Raw genomic sequence first — 16,536 nt, 5'->3', positions numbered from 1 at the left:
TGGACATGCGGAAACTTTAGTGGATAGGCTCTTGTCATGCCAAGCGATGCCCTTCCGCCGCGCAGCCACAATGGCGGCCCGCCCCTGGACGAGGAGGACCCGCACGCCTCCTGGCGGCACTGGAACTGGAAGCGGGCGCACAAGAAGGCGTGGAAGACCCCGCCGCGCGAGATCGCGCTGCGCCGCCTCGCCCGCGCGGAGGAGCTTGGGATGAGCTACCGCGAATACGCGCTCGAGATCATGGAGCGGGGGCGCTACCTGTAAGCGCGGCGAGGTCGCGCTCCGCCACGCAGGCGACGAGGCGGCCGGGCCGCGCCGGGTCCTCCACCATCTGCAGGCCGATATCGTCATAGACCCGGCGGAAGCGCGGCGTGGCGTCCAGGAAGGCGGGACGCACCCCGTTGCGCTCGCACAGGTCGCGAAAGCGCCAGATCGCGGAAACCGCGTCACCATGCGGTCCCTGCGGATCCCCCTGCGCCGCCCACACCTCCTCGCCACGGGTGAAGACCAGCGCCGCCTCGCCACGCTCGCCGCGGATCACTGCGTCGCCCGCGACGGGGGCCTTGCCGTGCGCCGCCAGCAGGGACAGCCGCGCCGCCGTGTCGAAGGGGGCGGGACGGATGCGGACCGGGCGCAGCAGGCGCAGCGTCCCGAACAGGAGGAGGAGACCGGTCAGCCCGACGGTGAAGCGAAGCTGCGCCGGGGCGATGCGGGACAGCGGCACCTCCCACCACGCCGCGTCGGCCACGCGCCCGGCATAGGCGACCAGCGCCAGGGTGAGGCCGCAGATCACGACAGCCAGCAGCGGCAGGGCCATGGGCTGCGACAGCGGCTCCGCGATGAGTCGGGAGTCGCGGTAGAAGGCGCCGCGCATCGTCGCCAGGAAGCCGGCGACGAGCAGGAAGGCGCCCCAGGTCCACCATTCCTCCGCTCGCAGCCCCGCGATGGCGGCCCCGTTCAGCAGCAGGAAGATCGCCGCGCCCCAGGCCAGGGTGAGGCGGCGCAGGAGGCCATAGGAGATCACCAGCAGCAGCGAGCCGACCACGGAGGCTGCAAGCTGCGACGCCACCGCCGCCTCGTATCCTGCCCATTGCAGCAGAACCGTCTGGCGCACCGGCAGCGCGCCCAGGAAGATCAGCAGCCCGCCGCCCAGCGCCACCAGCCCGGCGAGGACCGGCACCTCCAGCGGCATGGCGCCGCGCCCGAAGGCGGACAGCCCAGCCAGCGAGGCGCGGCGCTGGCCCAACTCGAACCCCGCGAACAGGAACCCGGCCACGAAGAGCGGAATGATGTAGTAGAAGAGACGGAACACCAGCAGCGCCCCCACCACCTCCGCCGTGCCGAGATAGGGGGCGAGGCCGATCATGATGGCACCATCGAAGACGCCGAGCCCGCCCGGGACATGCGCCGCGATCCCGGCGGCATAGGCGGCGAGGTAGATGCCGATGAAGCGCAGGAAGGTGAGACCCTCGACGGGCGGCAGCAGCACGTAGAAGATCGCCGCCGTCACCGCCACGTCCACCGCCGCCAGCACAGTCTGCGCCAGCGCCATGGAGGTGGAGGGCAGCTCCACCTCATGCCCCCACAGGCGGACCGAGCGGCGGAAGCGCGACAGCAGCACATAGGCCGCGACCACGCCGAAAAGCGGCACGGCGGTGAGCTGCAGCGCCCAGCGTGGCACGTGGTCGCCCACCCAGGGCAGAACCTCCGGCTCGAAGGTCAGCACCGCGCCGCCCAGCGCCATGCCGCCAAGGCCGAAGGTGAGCGAAGTGAAGCCGATCACCTTGCCGACCTCGAGCGGGGTGTAGCCCCAGGCGGAATACAGCCGGAACCGCACCGCCGCGCCCGACACCGCCGCGAAGCCGAGATTGTGCGCCAGCGAGTAGCCGCAGAACGAGGCCAGCAGCGCCCGTCCCCAGGAGGAGGGGCGCCCCGCATAGCGCGCGCCCAGCCAGTCGTAGATGGCGAGCACCAAGTAGGCGAGGATCGTGAACCCCGCGCCCAGCCACAGCGCGCCGGAGGTGATCTCGCCCATCGCGCGGGTGACGTCGCCGACGGAAAGCGAGCGGAACTCCCGCTGCACCACGTAGACCGCCCCCACCAGCAGCAGCAGGCCGAAGACGGTCGGCCCGTGGCGCTTCAGCAGGGGCAGGGCGGATTTCACGCCCGGGCCAACGCGCCCTCGACGAGGCGCACCGCCTCCTCGATGCCCATCACCGCGACCGTGCCGCCGAAGCGCGGCCCTTCGCTCTTGCCCAGCAGCACCTCGTAGAGCGCCTGGAACCAGGCGCGGCCGACGCCGTCCGAGCCGTCCTTGTTCTTCGTGAGGAAGGGGCCGAAGCGGCCCGCGTCATAGACCGTGTCCTGCAGCGCCTTTTCGCGCTCCGGCCCCGGGGGCATGGCCAGGAACTCCACCTCCCGCTCGCGCAGCAGGGCGGCGAGGCGGCGCAGCCCCTCGGCCTCGTCGGGCGTCGGGTCGCGGAAGCGGCGCTCGGGCGCGATGAAGTCGCGCCAATAGGCGCAGGCATGGTGCACCAGCCGGTCCAGCAGGGGCTCCGATTCCGGCGTCGCCTCCGGGTAGTACTTGCGCAGATAGGCCCAGAGCCGCGCCGGATCGTCCGTGTTGGCGATGCCGGCGAGGTTGAGCAGCGTGGCAAACGAAACCGGCGGCGGGGCGGGCGGGGCGCCCTCGGCATGGATGTACCAGGCCGGGTTGGCAGCATCGTCCGGGTTGCCGCGCAGCTTCTCCGCATTGGCGAGCCAATCGTCCACCGCGCGCGGGATCACCCCCTTGTGCAGCCGCTTGGCCGAGCCGGGGGAGGGGAACATGAACTGCGCCAGGCTCTCGGGCGGGCCGTAATCGAGCCATTGCTCGATGGTGAGGCCGTTGCCCTTGCTCTTGCTGATCTTGCCGCCGTGCTCGTCGTTGAACATCTCGTAGGTGAGGGTGACGGGCGGCTCCGCGCCCAGCACGCGGCAGATGGCGCTGCTGAGCTTCACGCTGTCGATCAGGTCCTTGCCCGACATCTCGTAATCCACGCCGAGTGCGTACCAGCGCAGCGCCCAGTCCGCCTTCCACTGTGCCTTGCAGTGGCCGCCGGTCACCGGGGTTTCCCAGCGCTTCCCGTCCTCGTCGGTCCAGACCAGCGTGCCGTCGGCCCGCACCTCCTCCATCGGCACCTGCATCACCACCCGCGTCTCGGGATGGATGGGCAGAAAGGGGGAGTAGGTGGCGCGGCGCTCGGCACCGAGGGTGGGCAGGATCACCTCGCGCACCTCCGCGTGCAGGGCGGCCATCCGCAGCAGCGCGTCATCGAAGCGGCCGGAGGTGTAGTAGTCGGTGGAGGAGGCGAATTCGTACTCGAAGCCGAAGGCATCGAGAAAGGCGCGCAGCCGGGCGTTGTTGTGCGCGCCGAAGCTGGGATGCGTGCCGAAGGGGTCTGGCACCTCGGTCAGGCGCTTGCCGAGATGCTGGCGCAGCACGTCGCCATTCGGCACGTTGTCCGGCACCTTCCGAAGCCCGTCCATGTCGTCGGAGAAGGCGACGAGGCGCGAGGGCATGCCGGTCAGCAGGGAAAAGGCGCGCCGCACCCACGAGGTGCGCGCCACCTCGCCGAATGTGCCGATATGCGGAAGGCCCGAGGGGCCGTAGCCGGTTTCGAACAGCGCCTCTTTCTTGCCGCTGGCCAGGAGGCGCTCGCGCAGGCGGCGCGCCTCCGCGAAGGGCCAGGCGGGAATGGTCTCGAAGGCGGCGTCGGGCATGATGGCGGGATGCCAGGGCGCCGGGGCCGGGTCAATTCTCGTGCGGGGTGGCGCTCGCCTTGACCCTGTGGCGTTCGCGGGTGACCGTGCTGTCCTGCCAGCAGGATAAAGGGAGAGGGCGATGGGTGGCGAGGACGACGCGCTGTTCGAGAAGGGGCTGCCGATCCGGCGCGAGGTGCTGGGGGCGGAGTACGTGGACGCCTCGCTGGGCAAGGCCGACGACTTCATGATGGCCTTCCAGCGCATCACCACCTCCTGGGCGTGGGGGATGGCGTGGGGCGACCCGACGCTGGACCGCAAGACGCGCTCGATCATCAACCTCGCCATGCTGACGGCGCTGGGCAAGATCCCGGAGGTGAAGCTGCACGTGAAGGGCGCGCTGAACAACGGCGTTTCGGTGGACGAGATCAAGGCGACGCTGTCGCACGCCGCCGCCTATTGCGGCATCCCCGCGGCGCTGGACGCCTTCAAGGCCGCCCACGAAGTGCTCCTCGCCGAAGGCGCCATCCAACCCAAGAAGTAGCCCCCTCAGGGGGCGCTGGGCGTCCAGAGCGGCGGCCCGACGCGCAGGCCGAGCGGCAGGGAAGACGGCAGCCCGTCCGGGGCCACCGCCTCGACCCGGCCGCGCCAGGAGGCGGTGGGGGTCGCTTGCGCTTCGCCCGCCCCCGCGACCTGGGTGCCCGGGACCGAGACTTCGGCGGGAGGCGCCGGGAGGGCGCCGGCGGTGGCCGGTGCCGCCGCATCCGTGGCGGCCACGCGCGACAGCAGCACCAGCGCCGCGCCGTAGTAATCAGTGGCATCGGCCACGGATTCGGGCGGGCCGGCCGGAAGGCCAAGCGCGTGGCGGGAGGCGCGCGCAACGGCGCGCAGCCCGGCATGGCCCGGATAGGGGGCGAGGTCGCCGGACTCCAGATCCGCCCAGGCCGGCGTGCCATCCCGACGGCGCTGCGCCGACCAGAATCGCTCCACCCGCGGCAGCAGCGCCTCGGTGCCGCGGCCGGCCCAGACGAGATGCAGCGGGATGCGGACCGCATCCCAGGAGAAGCGTGGTGGCCAGCCCGGGGCAGGACGCATCGCGCCCCGCGCGCCCAGTTCCAGCCAGTCGGGCGGCAGGGCGAAGCGGCCGAAGCGCGCCTGTTCCAGCAGGGCCAGCCCGTCCGCCTCCAGCCTAGACCAGGCCGGGCTCGGCAGGACCCGCGACAGGCCACGCATCGCGGCCCAGGAGTAGTAGGACAGGTTGATCACGACCCGGTCGTGGAACCGGAAGCCATGGGCGCCGGGGAGAAGAAGCAGGCGGTTGTTCCACTCCACGGTGCAGAGGCGCAGCAGGTCGCGGGCGATGCGACGCGCCTGCTCCCGGTAGCTCGGCTCCCGCCAAAGCGCTGCGGCGCGGGCCAGGGCCCAGGCGGCGACGAGGTCACCGTCGCTGGCGTTGTTGGGGTCCGCGACATGCGGTCGGGCGTGGGGATCCCAGCGCCAGGACAGGAGGTGATCGCCACGCCGGTGCAGGTGCAGCCGCGCCCAGTCCCAGGCCAGGTCGAAGGCGGCGCGGTCCTCCATGTGGACGGCGAGGAGCATGGCATAGGACTGGCCCTCGCTGTGCGAGATGTGGGCCTTGGCCGTGTCCACGACCCGACCCTCGGGTGTCATGTAGCGGCTTTGAAACGCGCTCCATTCGCTGCGTGGGACGCGGTCGGTGCCCGCCCTGGAATCGCCTCGGTCCGGCCGTCCGAGTGCGGGGCCGGAAAGAGCCGCCCAGACCGGAAGCGAGGCCATGGCGGAAAGAAGCGTGCGGCGGCAGCGAGGCACGACATGAAACCCTGGTCGAGTGCGGATGAACTACGACATGCACGTATAAGCTGCATATCCGTGATCATCCCACCCGAAAAATATACTTCGCGCTGTTGCCCGTTTCGTGCCGCGTCGGGCCGCTGCGCGAGGGGTCAGGCGCGCCAGACGATCCGGTCGGGACCCGGGGCGGTGGGGTCGAGTTCGATCATCTGGCCGTTCATCACGCTCTGCCCCGTCAGCGCGAGAATGAAGCCCCAATGCGAGACGACCAGCGTGTGCTGCCAATCGTCCAGCGCCGCCATTTCCGCCCGGAACAGGGCGGCGCGCGCCTCGACCTGGTCGGCGGGCTCCTCCACCGCGGGCCACCAGATCTCGTCCAGCGCGGGGAAATCCAGGTCGGGAAAGGACAGGCGCAGCTCGCTCACCGCCGTGCCGACGTCGCAGACAAAGGCGTAGCGTTCGCGCACCGTCGGCGTGACGGTGAGCGGCAGGCCGAGTCGCCGCGCCGCCGGAAGCGCGGTCTGCAAGGCGCGCGTATAGGGCGACACGACGATGCGCCGGATGTCCCGCCCGGCCAGGGCCTCGGCCGCTTCCTCCGCCTGCTGGTGGCCCAGCGGCGTCAGCTTGGGGTCGGGAATGCCGGGATCGCGGCGGGTGGCGGAAAAATGGAGGTTGAATTCGCTCTGGCCGTGTCGAAGCAGGATCATGCGCATGGGCGTAGCCTCGCTTCCTTGCGCACGTCCAGCGCGGCAATGTTGCGTGGCTGCCATGCCATGCCTAAGTAATGTCCTAGGCTGGAGGTCCCGATGCAGGGCGGTTTTCCCATTGACCTGATTCTGTTCGCCATGGTGGCCGCCTTTCTGGTGCTGCGCCTGCGGTCGGTGCTCGGCAAGCGGCAGGGTTTCGAGCGCCAGCCCCAGCCTCAGCCCCTGCCCGATGGCCGCGTGGCGCGCGCCGATGGCGTGGTGGAGGAGATCGCGCCCGCGCGGCGCGAGGCGCGTCGCATCATCCCCGACCCGCGCGGCCCGGTGGGCCAGGGCCTCGCGCGGATCGGCGCGGCCGATCCCAGCTTCGAGCCGAACGGCTTCCTGGATGGGGCCGAGGGCGCCTTCCGCATGATCGTTGGCGCCTTCGCCGCGGGCGACCGCGCGACGCTGCGTCCCCTGCTCTCGGACGACACCTATGCCGGGTTCGAGGGCGCGATCAGCTCCCGCGAGAATGCTGGCGAGAGCCAGCGCACCGAGATCCGTTCCATGCACGAGATGGCGATCGAGGGCGCCGACCTGCGCGGCACCACGGCCGAGGTCACGGTGCGCATCACCTCGGACCAGGTGAACCTGACCACCGGCCGCAATGGCGAGATCGTTGCCGGGTCCGACGCCATCACCGAGGTGACGGATATCTGGACCTTCCAGCGCGACGTGACCTCGGGGGACCCGTCCTGGCGGCTGGTGGCGACGCGCAGCGCCTGAGGCGCGTCAGCACGCCTTCCAGGTCAGGACCAGCACGTCCCGGCAGGAGGGGCGGGAAGGGTCTTCCGGCTCGACCGGCGAGACCCCGTGCATCACCCGGCGGTCATCCATCACCGCGAGGTCGAGCAGCCCCTCCAGGGTGAAGCGCGCCAGTTCCTGCCGCTCCGCATCCGTCACCACCGTCTCGCCGCCGCGCAGGTTGGCGCGGGCGATCATGGCGATGAGCACGCAATCCACCCCGTCATGATGCACGCCCTCAGGCGTCGGCAGGCCAGGGGTGCCGGGCGCCGCCTCGACGCGGAACTGATGCATCTCCACGAAGAAGCGGGCGCCGGGACGCAAGGCGTCCGCGACCTCGCGCCCCAGGGTGAGCAGGCCCTGGGTGGCGGCATGGCAGGCCACGTCATCCTCCACCGGGGCGAACCAGCGATCCAGCCCGCCATTCAGCTTGTTATGCACCTCGGCCTGGAAATGCGGGCGGTGCAGGCCACGCCGGTGCCCGGGCAGACCGGGCAGGGCGGTGAAATTGGCGAGGCGGCGGCGGCGGTAGCGCCCGCCATCGGCCATGAAGCCGTCCGTCTCCAGCCGGTTCCAGCTTCGCGCCCATTCGGCCAGCCAGGAGGCGGGCAGGCCCAGCGCGTCCTGCGCCTCCTCCGGCCGCAGCCGGGCGAAGCCGTCCTTCCGCACCCGATCCGGCAGCTTGCTCATGGCGCTTCCCCGATGGGCGGCGTGTCGGCCGCCATGCCGGCCAGCACCTCGGCGACGTGGCGCACGCGCACCTCCCGCCCCTCGCGGCGCAGGCGCCCGGCCATGTTGAGCAGGCAGCCCATGTCGCCCGCCAGCAGCGTGTCGGCGCCGGTGCCGGCGATGTCAGCCACCTTGTCCGACACCATGCGGGTCGAGATGTCGGGATACTTCACGCAGAAGGTGCCGCCGAAACCGCAGCACAGCTCGGGCTCGGCCAGTTCCCGCACGGTCAGCCCGTCGACGCTCGCCAGCAGGGCGCGCGGCTGCGCCTTCACCCCAAGCTCGCGCAGGCCGGAGCAGGAGTCGTGATAGGCGGCGACGCCGTCGTAGCGCGCCTCCACCTCCTTCATGCCGCGCACATCCACGAGAAAGGAGACCAGTTCATGCGTCCGCGCCGCCAGCGCCACGGCGCGCGCCCGCTCGTGCGGGTCGTTGTCGAACAGGGCGGGGTAGTGATGCGCGATCATGGCGGCGCAGGAGCCGGAGGGCGCGACGACGTAGTCGCAGGAGGCGAAGGCATCCATCACCTGCCGCGCGAGATCCTGCGCGGTGCGGCGGTCGCCGGTGTTGTAGGCGGGCTGGCCGCAGCAGGTCTGCGCCTCGGGCACCAGCACCTCGCACCCCGCCTCCTCCAGCAGGCGGATCGCCGCGAAGCCGACGCTCGGGCGGTACAGATCCACGAGGCAGGTGACGAAAAGGGCGACGCGCGGCTTGCTCATGCGCGCGATCCTAGAGCCTGATCCGCCGCGGCGAAATCACCGCGGCGGCGAATCGGCCTCGCAAAAGCATCAGGCAGGGCCGCGTGGAGGGTAGGGGGCCGTCAGGCCGGCACGTCGCCCTCCAGCGTGACCCGGTGCAGCACCCGGCGGTGGCCGTGGTAGTCGTTCAGCGGGTAGTGCAGCACCTGCCGGTTGTCCCAGAAGGCGACGCTGCCTTCCCGCCAGCGGAAGCGACAGGTCCATTCCGGCTTCACCTGCCAGCGGAACAGGAACTCCAGCAGCGGGGCGCTTTCCTCCTCCGTCATCCCCTCGAAGCGGCTGGTGTGGCCGGCATTGACGTAGAGCGCCTTGCGCCCCGTCTCGGGATGGGTGCGGACCACGGGGTGCAAGGCCTCGTAGACCTGCTTCGCGTCGTCGCGGCCGCTGTCCTTGCGGCGATCCTCGCGCGTTTTGCTCACATCGGCCTTGGCGCTGCTGTTCACGGCGCGCAGCGGGTCGATCAGCTTTCGCATCCCCTCGCTCAGCGCCTCGTAGGCGGCGACGCCGGAGGCGAACATGGTGTCGCCGCCCACGGGCGGGATCTCCCGCGCCACCAGCATCGTCGCCATGGGCGGGCGATCGAGATAGGCGGTGTCGGTGTGCCAGACGCCGCCGAAATTCACCTTCTCGTGCTCCAGCTTCATCACCGGGATGACTTCCGGCGCTTCCTCCAGCCCCTTCACGAAGGGGTATTCCACCACCTCGCCGAAGCGCCGCGCGACGCGCACCAATTCGCGCGGCGGCAGGTTCTGGTCGCGGAAGAAGACCACGCCGTGCCGCAGCCAGGTGTCGCGCAGCTCGGCCACTAGGGCGTCCGGCATGTCCTCGCGCAGGTCCACGCCGAGGATCTCGGCGCCCAGCGCGGGGGAAAGGGGACGGATCTCGGGCCGGTTTTCCATGGCGCTTCCTCCTGTTCCCCGGAGGCTAGGAGGTTTGGGGGCATCCGCAAGTCACGACTAAATGCCGAATCATGGGATTCCTGGCCGCATGTTCATCTTTTCCCCATTCATGGGAAGGCCGTTCCGTCGCAGCATTTCCCTCGCCGCCGTTCCGCCCGTCTTCGGGCAGGGTGCGGGGGCGCAGGTGGCGGCCATTTCCCGGCAAGCCGTCGCCAGACTGGCCCCTGGGCCCCGGCCCGGCTGGAACCTTCCAGCCGGGCCGCATTTTCTCCCGCCCTAGGGCTGCGGCCCCACCGATTCGCGCAGCTCGGCGCGCAGCGCCTCGAGCTCCAGCCGCAGCGCCACCATCTCGCCGTGGATCTCCGGCCCCGCGCCTTCTGGCCGCGCCCGCAGCGCCGCCAGTTCCTCCCGCAGCGCCGCGACCTGCAGGGCGAGATGGGCGAGGCTCGCTTCCTCCGCCGTTCCGGGCCGGTCCGGGGGCAGCGTCGTTCCACGCCCGCGCGCTTCCTCCGAATCGAGGATCTCCTGCAGCGCCGCCTCCCGCGCCCCGGGGCCTCCCGACAGCCGGGCCAGGTAGTGCAGGCGCCCGCCCTCATCCGGGAAGCGGCCCAGCAAGGCGAGGTAGAGCTTCTCCACCACCTCCTCGTCGCTGCCCTGCAGCAGAAGGGATGCGCGCGGCGTCATCCCACTCCGCCGAGCTTCACGCCGATCCGCGCATGGACCTCCCGAAGCCGGGCGGCGTGGCGCTCGGGGCTGAACAGCGCGGCCTGGGCCGGGCCCATCGCCGCCAGCCGCGCCCGCAGCGCGTCGTCTCCGTCCAGGGCACGGATCGCCTCCGCCATGGCGCGGGGGTCGAGCGGGTCCACCAGCAGCGCCGCATCCCCCGCCACCTCGGGCAGCGAGGTGGTGGAGGAGGTGAGGACGGGCGTGCCCACCCCCATTGCCTCCACCACCGGCAGGCCGAACCCCTCGTAGAGCGAGGGAAAGAGCAGCGCCTTGGCGTGGCGCAGCAGCACGTCCACGTCGAGGCGCGGCAGGTAGCCCATGTGCCGCACCCGTCCGTCGGCGGAGCGCGTGCCGCCCGCCTCGGTCAGGTGCCGCAACTCCTCATCGGCGTAGGTGCCGCGCTTGCCGACGATGATCAGGGGTGTCGTGCTGCCCGAGGCATAATAGGCATCGAGCAGACGCGACAGGTTCTTGCGCGGGTCCACCGTGGACAAGAACAGGAAATAGCCGCGTGGTTCCAGCCGCAGGGCGCCGCGCAGCCGAGCCTCAGCCACCGGGCCGTCTGCCATGGCTTCGCGCGGTGCGACGGGCTGGTAGGTGTTGGTCACCTGCTCCTCCTTCACGCCGAGGAGCGATATGATGTCGCGCTTCGCGTGCTCGGAGACGGTGATGATGTGGTCGGCGTCCCGCGCGATGGCGCGCGCGGCCGCGAGCCAGATGCGCTTCCGCTCCATGGTTGCCCAGGGCATGCGCAGCGGGATCAGGTCGTGCACCGTGTAGACGTTCAGCGCCCCGCGCAGCCGCAGGGGTTGCACCTGCATCCAATGCATCACGGCCGGCGGCGCGCCGGCGACGCGCACGTTCATCAGCCCCCGCGTCAGCCCGACATGCACCCAGGAGCGGCCGAACAGGTCGCGCGCGTTCCACACCTCCTCCGCCTCGGGCACATTGGCGGTGGAGAAGGCCTCATAGACGGCCGCGGCGGAAAGGCGCCGGTCCACCACTCCCCCGAGGGGGATCTCGTGTGCCCAGGGGCCGTTGGGCTGAAGGGCCATCCGCACCAGCCGGCCCGGCAGGGTCGGCGCCCGTGCGCGGACGGCATCGAAGAACCGGATCTCGCGCTCGGCCGCTTTCAGGCGGCTCGGAAGGACATGACCGAAAAGCAGCCCGGCGCGCGCGCCCTCGCGCCGCAGGGCGCGGACCATGTTGCGCGTATAGGTGGTGATGCCCGTGCCGAGCGGGTGCGACAACGGAAAGCCGTCGATCCAGATACGCGGCGAGGATGGCGGCATGCCGGCAACTTGCCCGCCGCCCCCGCTTGCGGCAAGCCTGGAGGCACCGGGCGGGGGAAAGGCTGGCATGGGCGAAGCGGCGCTGTTCCTCGACGTCTCGGGGCTGATCGGGTTCTTCCGCGGGCACCGGGCCCCCATGGGCATGGCCCGGGTGCAGATGGCCCTGCTCGATGCGGGGCTTGAGCCGCCTGCCCTGTTCCAGCCGGTGGCCTTCGCGCGCGCCGGCGAGCTGCGCAGGGTCGATCCCGCCGCGCTGCGCCCGGTGCTGGACGCGGCAGGGGCCGGCGGCCCGACCGACGACCCCGAATGGCTCGCGGCGCTGACCCGGCTGCACGACAGCCTGGACGCCGCGCCCGCGCCGGCCATTGCCAGCGGCGACCGCCTTTTCTTTCCCGGCCCCGGCGGCGCGGAGGATTTCCTGCGCCTGCGCCCCTGGCAGGAGGAGGCGGGAGCGCGGCTTGCCGTCCTGTTCCACGACGCGCTCCCGCTTTCGCTGCCCGAGCACGTCCCGCCGGATCTGGTGCAGGATTTCGGCCGGTTCTTCGGCGTGCTGTGCCTCGGCGCCGACCGGGTCATCGCGGTGAGCGAGCATGCGCGGCGCGAGTTCCTTCACTGGCAGCGCCGTTTCCTCCCGGCGCTGGAGATCCCCGCCGGAGTGCTCCGGCTCGACGCGACGCTGCCGGACCCGCCGCCCGAGGACCTGCCCGCGCCGCTCGATGACAGGCGGCGCTTTGTGCTGTGCGTCGCCACGCTGGAATCCCGCAAGGACCACGCCTTCCTCCTGCGCGCTTGGCGCACGCTGATCCGTCGCCATGGCGAGGTGGCGGTGCCCGACCTCGTCCTGGCGGGGCGGGAGGGGTTCGGCGCGGAGGCGGCGCTGCGCCTGCTGGCCCAGGCGCCGGAGCTGCGCCGCAAGGTGCATTGGCTGCGCGACCTGGGCGACGGCGCGCTGGCTGCGCTGCGCCGCGCCGCGCTGCTCTGCGTCTTCAACTCCTTCGGCGAGGGGTGGGGCCTTCCGGTAACGGAGGCGCTGGCCGCCGGGCGCCTCGTCCTCACCCCCGACCACACCAGCCTGCGCGAGGCTGGGGGCGAGGCAGGGCTGTATTTCGCCCCCGGCGAGGAGGAGTCCTTCCTGTCCCTGCTTTGGCCGCTCTGCGCCGATGACGCTCATCGCGAGGCGACGGAGCGGCGCCTCCTGCCGCGCCTGCGGCTGCGATCCTGGCGGGAGGTGGCGGAGGCGCTGCGCGAGGACTTGCTGCGCGAGGAGGCGCCGCCCCCACCGCTGGAGCGCGCGCCCCTCGCCCTGGGCTGGCGCCTGCCCTTCAAGGCGCCGCTCCTCGCCGACGGCCTGCCGGAGCCGGGGGCGCTGCTGCCTTTCTTTCTGCGCGAGGGCGAGGGCTGGGCCGCCGCCGAGGGCAGTGGCGTGTGGCTGCTGGACCCGCCCGAAGGCGGCGCCCCGCCCCGCCTGCGCCTGCGGCTGCCCGATGGCTTGCAGCAGCCGCGCCTGTTCCTGGAGGCGGCGGCGCCGCCCGCCCCGGTCACGCTGGGTCTGCGGGTGCGTGTCGCTTCGGGCGAGGCTTCGCCCTGGCGGGAGATGCCGTTGGCTCCGTCCGAGGACCGGCTGCTGGTCGTGGATCTGCCCCCGCTGCCGGCAGGCGATGCGCTGGTCGAGTTCGACACGTCGGGCAGCGCCGTCCCGCCCGGCGAGGTTCGGCGGCTGAACGCGCAGCTTCGCGCCGTGATGCTGTGCGAGGTCGCGGACCACGCCTCGCAGCTTCGCTTCCTGCTAGAATTCCCGCGCTGCCGGCACTTCCCGGCCTGACGGGCGCCGGACATGCAAAGGGCCCCGCGGCGATGCCGCGGAGCCCTTCCATCAATCGGGCCTCGCGGCCGCGATCAGACCTGGGCCGTCCCCACGATGGCGGGAACGGTGACCCGGGACTGGATGCTGGCGAGACCGTACGAGTGATGAGACACCGGATCACCTCCTTTCGATTCGGGCGCGCGGGGAAGGCCGGCCGAATTGCCGGCGCCGCCGGGGCGGGCCGCTCTGTTGCGATGGGGCGGAGATAGGAATGCGCCCCGCGTGCTTCAACGGCGCAGCGCGCTGAACAGGCCTGCACCCGCCGCAAGAACGGCTCCCGCCACGAAGGCCATGGGCGGGCCGGCCAGGGTGAAGGCCATGGCGGCCAGCACGGCGCCGAAGCTCTGCCCTAGCACGCGCGCCGTCGCCTGCATCCCGCCCGCGCCACCGGCCCGGGCGCGCGGCGCGGCGGCCAGCATGGTGCGGTTGTTGGGCGCCTGGAAGAAGCCGAAGCCCAGCCCCGCCACGGCAAGGATCGCCCCCACCGCCAGGGGCGCGGTGGGCCGCAGCAGGGCCAGCGCCAGCAACGCCACCGCCAGCACCACCCCGCCCAGCAGGCAGGACAGGGCGGAGGAATGCCCCTGGTCGGCCCAGCGCCCGGCAAAGGGCGCCATCACGCCGAGCACGATGGGATACGGGGTAAGGGCCAAGCCGATCTGCCAGGCGGGCAGCCCCGCCGCGGAAAGGTGGAAGGGCAGCGCCACCACCGTCACCATGTGCGCCGCGAAGATGCAGGAGGAGGCGAGCACGGCCAGCCGCACCTCGCGGATGCGCAGCAGGTCGAGCGGCAGCATGGGCACCGGCTTGCCCAGCTCCCGCCGCAGCAGCGCCCGGAAGCACAGCACCGCCACGGCCAGCGCCGCCACCCCCGCGACGGGCACGTGCAGCAAGAGGTCGAGGCCCAGGAACATCGCTCCGAAGGCCCCGGCGTTCAGGGCCGCCGCCACCCCATCGAAGGGCCGGCTTTCGGGTTCGGGGCGGGGCAGGAGGCGCGTCCCGGCGAGCAGGGCGAGGAGGCCGATCGGCACATGTGCCACGAACACGGCCGGCCAGGGCGCGACGGACAGCACCGCCGCCCCCAGGCTGGGTCCCACCGCCGAGCACGCGGCCACCGTCATGGCGTTGACGCCGATGGCCCGCCCGAGCTGCGACTGCGGATAGGTGTGGCGCACCAGCGCGGCCGTCAGCGCCATCACCGCGGCGCTGCCCGCCCCCTGCGCCACCCGCGCGGCCAGCAAGGGCGCGAAGCCGGGCGCGAAGGCGCAGGCCACCGCTCCCAGCGTGAACAGGGCGAGGCCCCAGGCCCAGACACGGCGGAAGCCCAGGATCTCGCCCAGGGCCGATGCGGGAATCAGCAGACCCACCACGGTGATCTGGTAGGCGTTGACCAGCCACACCGCCTCGGCCGGCGTCAGGTGGAGGTCGGCGGCGGCGAAGGGCAGGGCGATGTTGACCATCGCCGCATCCAGCACGGTGACGGAGATGGCAGCGGCGATCGCGGCCGCGGAGGCGGCGCGCCGCCCCTGCGGCAGACCGTCCGTGGCGCCGCTCACGCCGCCTGCGTCGCTCCCTGGAGCGCGGGGAGGGACACGCCGACGAGGTGGTCGCGTGTCACCAGCGCGGCCAGCCGGTCCTCCGCCCAGCCTTCCGTGCCGGCGGGGCGCAGCGGCAGCACCATCCAGCGGTAGTCGGCGGTGCTGTCCACCACGCGGATCTTCACGCCGGCCGGCAGGGCGGTGCCGAACTCCGCCAGCACGGCACGCGGCTCGCGCACGGCGCGGGCCCGGTAGGCGACCGACTTGTACCAGTGCGGCGGGTAGCCCAGCACCGCGCGCGGATAGCAGGAGCACAGGGTGCAGACGACGAGGTGATGGAGGTCCGGCTTGTCCTCCAGCACGCCGAGCGGCGGGTTGCCCGCCATGCGGACGCCCATCGCCTCCGCCGCTGCCGACCCGTCGCGCAGCAGCAATTCGCGGTAGGCAGGGTCGGTCCAGGCGCGGGCGACCATGCGCGCCCCCGTTTCGGGCGAGGCGCGGTCTGCCGAGGCCACGCGGGCCTGGATGTCCTCCTCGGTCATGACGCCGCGGCGCTTCAGCGCGGCGACCAGCTTGTCCAGGAGCGCGATGCTTTCCGCGGTGGGTTCGCCGGCCATGTCAGGCTTCCTCCAGCCAATGCTCGAAGATCTCGACCATCACCGTGTCGCCTTCCTGGCCCTCGTTCCAGATGGGCTTGTGCTCGAACAGCACATGGTAGAGGGGACGCGGCTCGCCGGGGCGGCCGAAGGCGATGGCCTCGGGATTGGGAAAGGTGCCGAGCACCCGCTGCACCTCGCCCTCGCGGCCGCGCAGGTAGTGCGGCGTGCGCAGGTGCATGGGCGCCGAGCGCTCCGGCCAGGCGTCGCGCACCCGGACCCGCGCGCCGGGCGCGAAGCGGCTCACGCCAGGTCCTCCCACGTCACGACGCCCTTGGCGACCATGACGGCCACCACGGAGCGCAGCCACTTCTCGTAGTAGGTGAGGCCGAAATACTCGGTCTCGTGCAGACGCTCGATGTTCAGCCGCATCTCGTCCACGGTGAACAGCTTCTTGTCGCGCAGGACGGAGCGCACCGCGTCCACGCGCTTGTCGAAATCATTCGGCGGCGCGTCGTCATCCGGCTCCACCGGCGTGCAGCGGAAGCGGGGCGACCCGCCCAGATCGTGCTTCAGGGGAACTTCCGTCATCGGATCTCCTCCTCCGGCAGAACGCCGAAAATCTCCGCGCGGCGGATGAAGCCACGCCGATCCTGGACCTGCACCTCGCACCAGGCGCTGTCGCCGTCGCAGCCGCGGATGCGGCCGATCACGCCGGGGCGCAGCCGCGCGACGGGGGCGGCGCCATCCTCCGGCCGGCGGCGCAGCGGCACGTCGCCTTCCGTCTTCACCAGGAAGGTGCGGCGCCCGGGCTGGAGGTTGGAGGAATGCACCCAGCCTTCCACCCCGTCCGGGTCGCGGATGCGGCGCCACTGCTCGTGCTCGCGGATGATTTGCACCGGAAGGTCGGAGCGCTGGTAGCGCCACTCCACCGGGAAGCGCCGCTCCGGCCCCACGCGCAGGTTCACGTCGTTGGAGCGCAGCGCGGAGAAGCGCGGCAGGGGAAGGCCGGTGACGGGGCCGATGGGCGGGGGCGGCGGCTCGGCCGGCGGGGCCGGGGTGGGCGCGGCTGGCCAGGCGGTTCTTCGCAACCT

At 72.0% G+C, this 16,536-nt stretch carries 18 protein-coding genes; 4 read left to right on the top strand and 14 right to left on the bottom strand.

The genetic code is table 11. The annotated features are described in order from the left end of the window. Nucleotides 1-36 precede the first annotated feature (36 nt). Nucleotides 37-264, top strand: coding sequence for a hypothetical protein (locus OF850_RS20260; protein WP_301592150.1), 228 nt, complete (start codon nucleotides 37-39; stop codon nucleotides 262-264). Here OF850_RS20260 and OF850_RS20255 read toward each other — a convergent pair. After that, nucleotides 239-2,164, bottom strand: coding sequence for a phosphatidylglycerol lysyltransferase domain-containing protein (locus OF850_RS20255; protein ID WP_301592149.1), 1,926 nt, complete (start codon nucleotides 2,162-2,164; stop codon nucleotides 239-241). The genes OF850_RS20260 and OF850_RS20255 overlap by 26 nt on opposite strands. Further along, nucleotides 2,161-3,762 carry a lysine--tRNA ligase gene (locus OF850_RS20250; RefSeq protein WP_301592148.1) on the bottom strand — a complete coding sequence of 534 codons (1,602 nt, stop codon included), beginning with the start codon at nucleotides 3,760-3,762 and terminating at the stop codon, nucleotides 2,161-2,163. Before OF850_RS20250 ends, OF850_RS20255 begins: the two co-directional genes overlap by 4 nt. Nucleotides 3,763-3,883: 121 nt before the next feature. On the opposite strand from OF850_RS20250, the gene OF850_RS20245 reads away from it, so the two are divergent. Further along, entirely contained in the window at nucleotides 3,884-4,285 is a 402-nt protein-coding gene (locus tag OF850_RS20245; RefSeq protein WP_301592147.1) for a carboxymuconolactone decarboxylase family protein, read from the top strand. Nucleotides 4,286-4,290: 5 nt separating this feature from the next. Here the strand turns inward: OF850_RS20245 and OF850_RS20240 are convergent, their stop codons facing one another. Both OF850_RS20240 and OF850_RS20235 read right to left on the bottom strand, forming a co-directional pair. Beyond that, nucleotides 4,291-5,538 carry a glycosyl hydrolase family 8 gene (locus OF850_RS20240; RefSeq protein ID WP_301592203.1) on the bottom strand — a complete coding sequence of 416 codons (1,248 nt, stop codon included), beginning with the start codon at nucleotides 5,536-5,538 and terminating at the stop codon, nucleotides 4,291-4,293. A 167-nt stretch (nucleotides 5,539-5,705) separates the two neighbouring features. Next, entirely contained in the window at nucleotides 5,706-6,260 is a 555-nt protein-coding gene (locus OF850_RS20235) for a histidine phosphatase family protein (protein ID WP_301592202.1), read from the bottom strand. A 99-nt stretch (nucleotides 6,261-6,359) separates the two neighbouring features. Between OF850_RS20235 and OF850_RS20230 the strand changes: the two genes are divergently transcribed. Then, the gene (locus OF850_RS20230; protein ID WP_301592146.1) at nucleotides 6,360-7,025 is read left to right on the top strand and encodes a Tim44/TimA family putative adaptor protein; all 666 of its coding nucleotides are present in this window, start codon (nucleotides 6,360-6,362) and stop codon (nucleotides 7,023-7,025) included. A gap of 6 nt (nucleotides 7,026-7,031) precedes the next feature. On the opposite strand, the gene OF850_RS20225 is transcribed toward OF850_RS20230, so the two are convergent. The 5 genes from OF850_RS20225 to OF850_RS20205 form a co-directional block, all read right to left on the bottom strand. Next, entirely contained in the window at nucleotides 7,032-7,733 is a 702-nt protein-coding gene (locus OF850_RS20225) for a 2OG-Fe dioxygenase family protein (protein WP_301592145.1), read from the bottom strand. After that, nucleotides 7,730-8,491 (bottom strand): (Fe-S)-binding protein, encoded by a 762-nt coding sequence (locus OF850_RS20220; protein WP_301592144.1) that lies wholly within the window; start codon nucleotides 8,489-8,491, stop codon nucleotides 7,730-7,732. The genes OF850_RS20225 and OF850_RS20220 overlap by 4 nt, the downstream gene beginning before the upstream one ends. Nucleotides 8,492-8,592: 101 nt before the next feature. Continuing rightward, a complete protein-coding gene (locus OF850_RS20215; RefSeq protein ID WP_301592143.1) occupies nucleotides 8,593-9,429 on the bottom strand; it encodes a TauD/TfdA dioxygenase family protein in 837 nt (278 codons plus the stop codon). A gap of 276 nt (nucleotides 9,430-9,705) precedes the next feature. Next, entirely contained in the window at nucleotides 9,706-10,113 is a 408-nt protein-coding gene (locus OF850_RS20210) for a DUF4214 domain-containing protein (protein WP_301592142.1), read from the bottom strand. Next, entirely contained in the window at nucleotides 10,110-11,447 is a 1,338-nt protein-coding gene (locus OF850_RS20205) for a glycosyltransferase family 4 protein (protein WP_301592141.1), read from the bottom strand. The genes OF850_RS20210 and OF850_RS20205 overlap by 4 nt, the downstream gene beginning before the upstream one ends. A gap of 67 nt (nucleotides 11,448-11,514) precedes the next feature. On the opposite strand from OF850_RS20205, the gene OF850_RS20200 reads away from it, so the two are divergent. Further along, nucleotides 11,515-13,269 (top strand): glycosyltransferase, encoded by a 1,755-nt coding sequence (locus OF850_RS20200; RefSeq protein WP_301592140.1) that lies wholly within the window; start codon nucleotides 11,515-11,517, stop codon nucleotides 13,267-13,269. A gap of 269 nt (nucleotides 13,270-13,538) precedes the next feature. On the opposite strand, the gene OF850_RS20195 is transcribed toward OF850_RS20200, so the two are convergent. The 5 genes from OF850_RS20195 to OF850_RS20180 all read right to left on the bottom strand — a co-directional run. Next, a complete protein-coding gene (locus OF850_RS20195) occupies nucleotides 13,539-14,864 on the bottom strand; it encodes an MFS transporter (RefSeq protein WP_301592139.1) in 1,326 nt (441 codons plus the stop codon). Further along, complete coding sequence (locus OF850_RS20190) at nucleotides 14,861-15,463, bottom strand: nitrile hydratase subunit alpha (RefSeq protein WP_301592138.1); 603 nt, start codon at nucleotides 15,461-15,463, stop codon at nucleotides 14,861-14,863. The genes OF850_RS20195 and OF850_RS20190 overlap by 4 nt, the downstream gene beginning before the upstream one ends. Before the next feature lies 1 nt (nucleotide 15,464). Then, nucleotides 15,465-15,749: an SH3-like domain-containing protein gene (locus OF850_RS23785; protein ID WP_368044711.1), complete on the bottom strand. Its 285-nt coding sequence runs from the start codon at nucleotides 15,747-15,749 to the stop codon at nucleotides 15,465-15,467. After that, nucleotides 15,746-16,033, bottom strand: a complete 288-nt coding sequence (locus OF850_RS23780) for a nitrile hydratase (RefSeq protein WP_368044710.1) — start codon at nucleotides 16,031-16,033, stop codon at nucleotides 15,746-15,748. The genes OF850_RS23785 and OF850_RS23780 overlap by 4 nt, the downstream gene beginning before the upstream one ends. Continuing rightward, nucleotides 16,030-16,536: SH3 domain-containing protein (locus OF850_RS20180; RefSeq protein WP_368044709.1), on the bottom strand; the 507-nt coding region annotated here is incomplete at its 5' end. The genes OF850_RS20180 and OF850_RS23780, both read right to left, overlap by 4 nt.

This window comes from Sabulicella glaciei (genome assembly GCF_026183895.1).
Taxonomy (GTDB): domain Bacteria; phylum Pseudomonadota; class Alphaproteobacteria; order Acetobacterales; family Acetobacteraceae; genus Roseococcus; species Roseococcus glaciei.
Note: the sequence above shows the minus strand (reverse complement) of the source record. Positions and strands in the feature narration are given on the sequence as shown.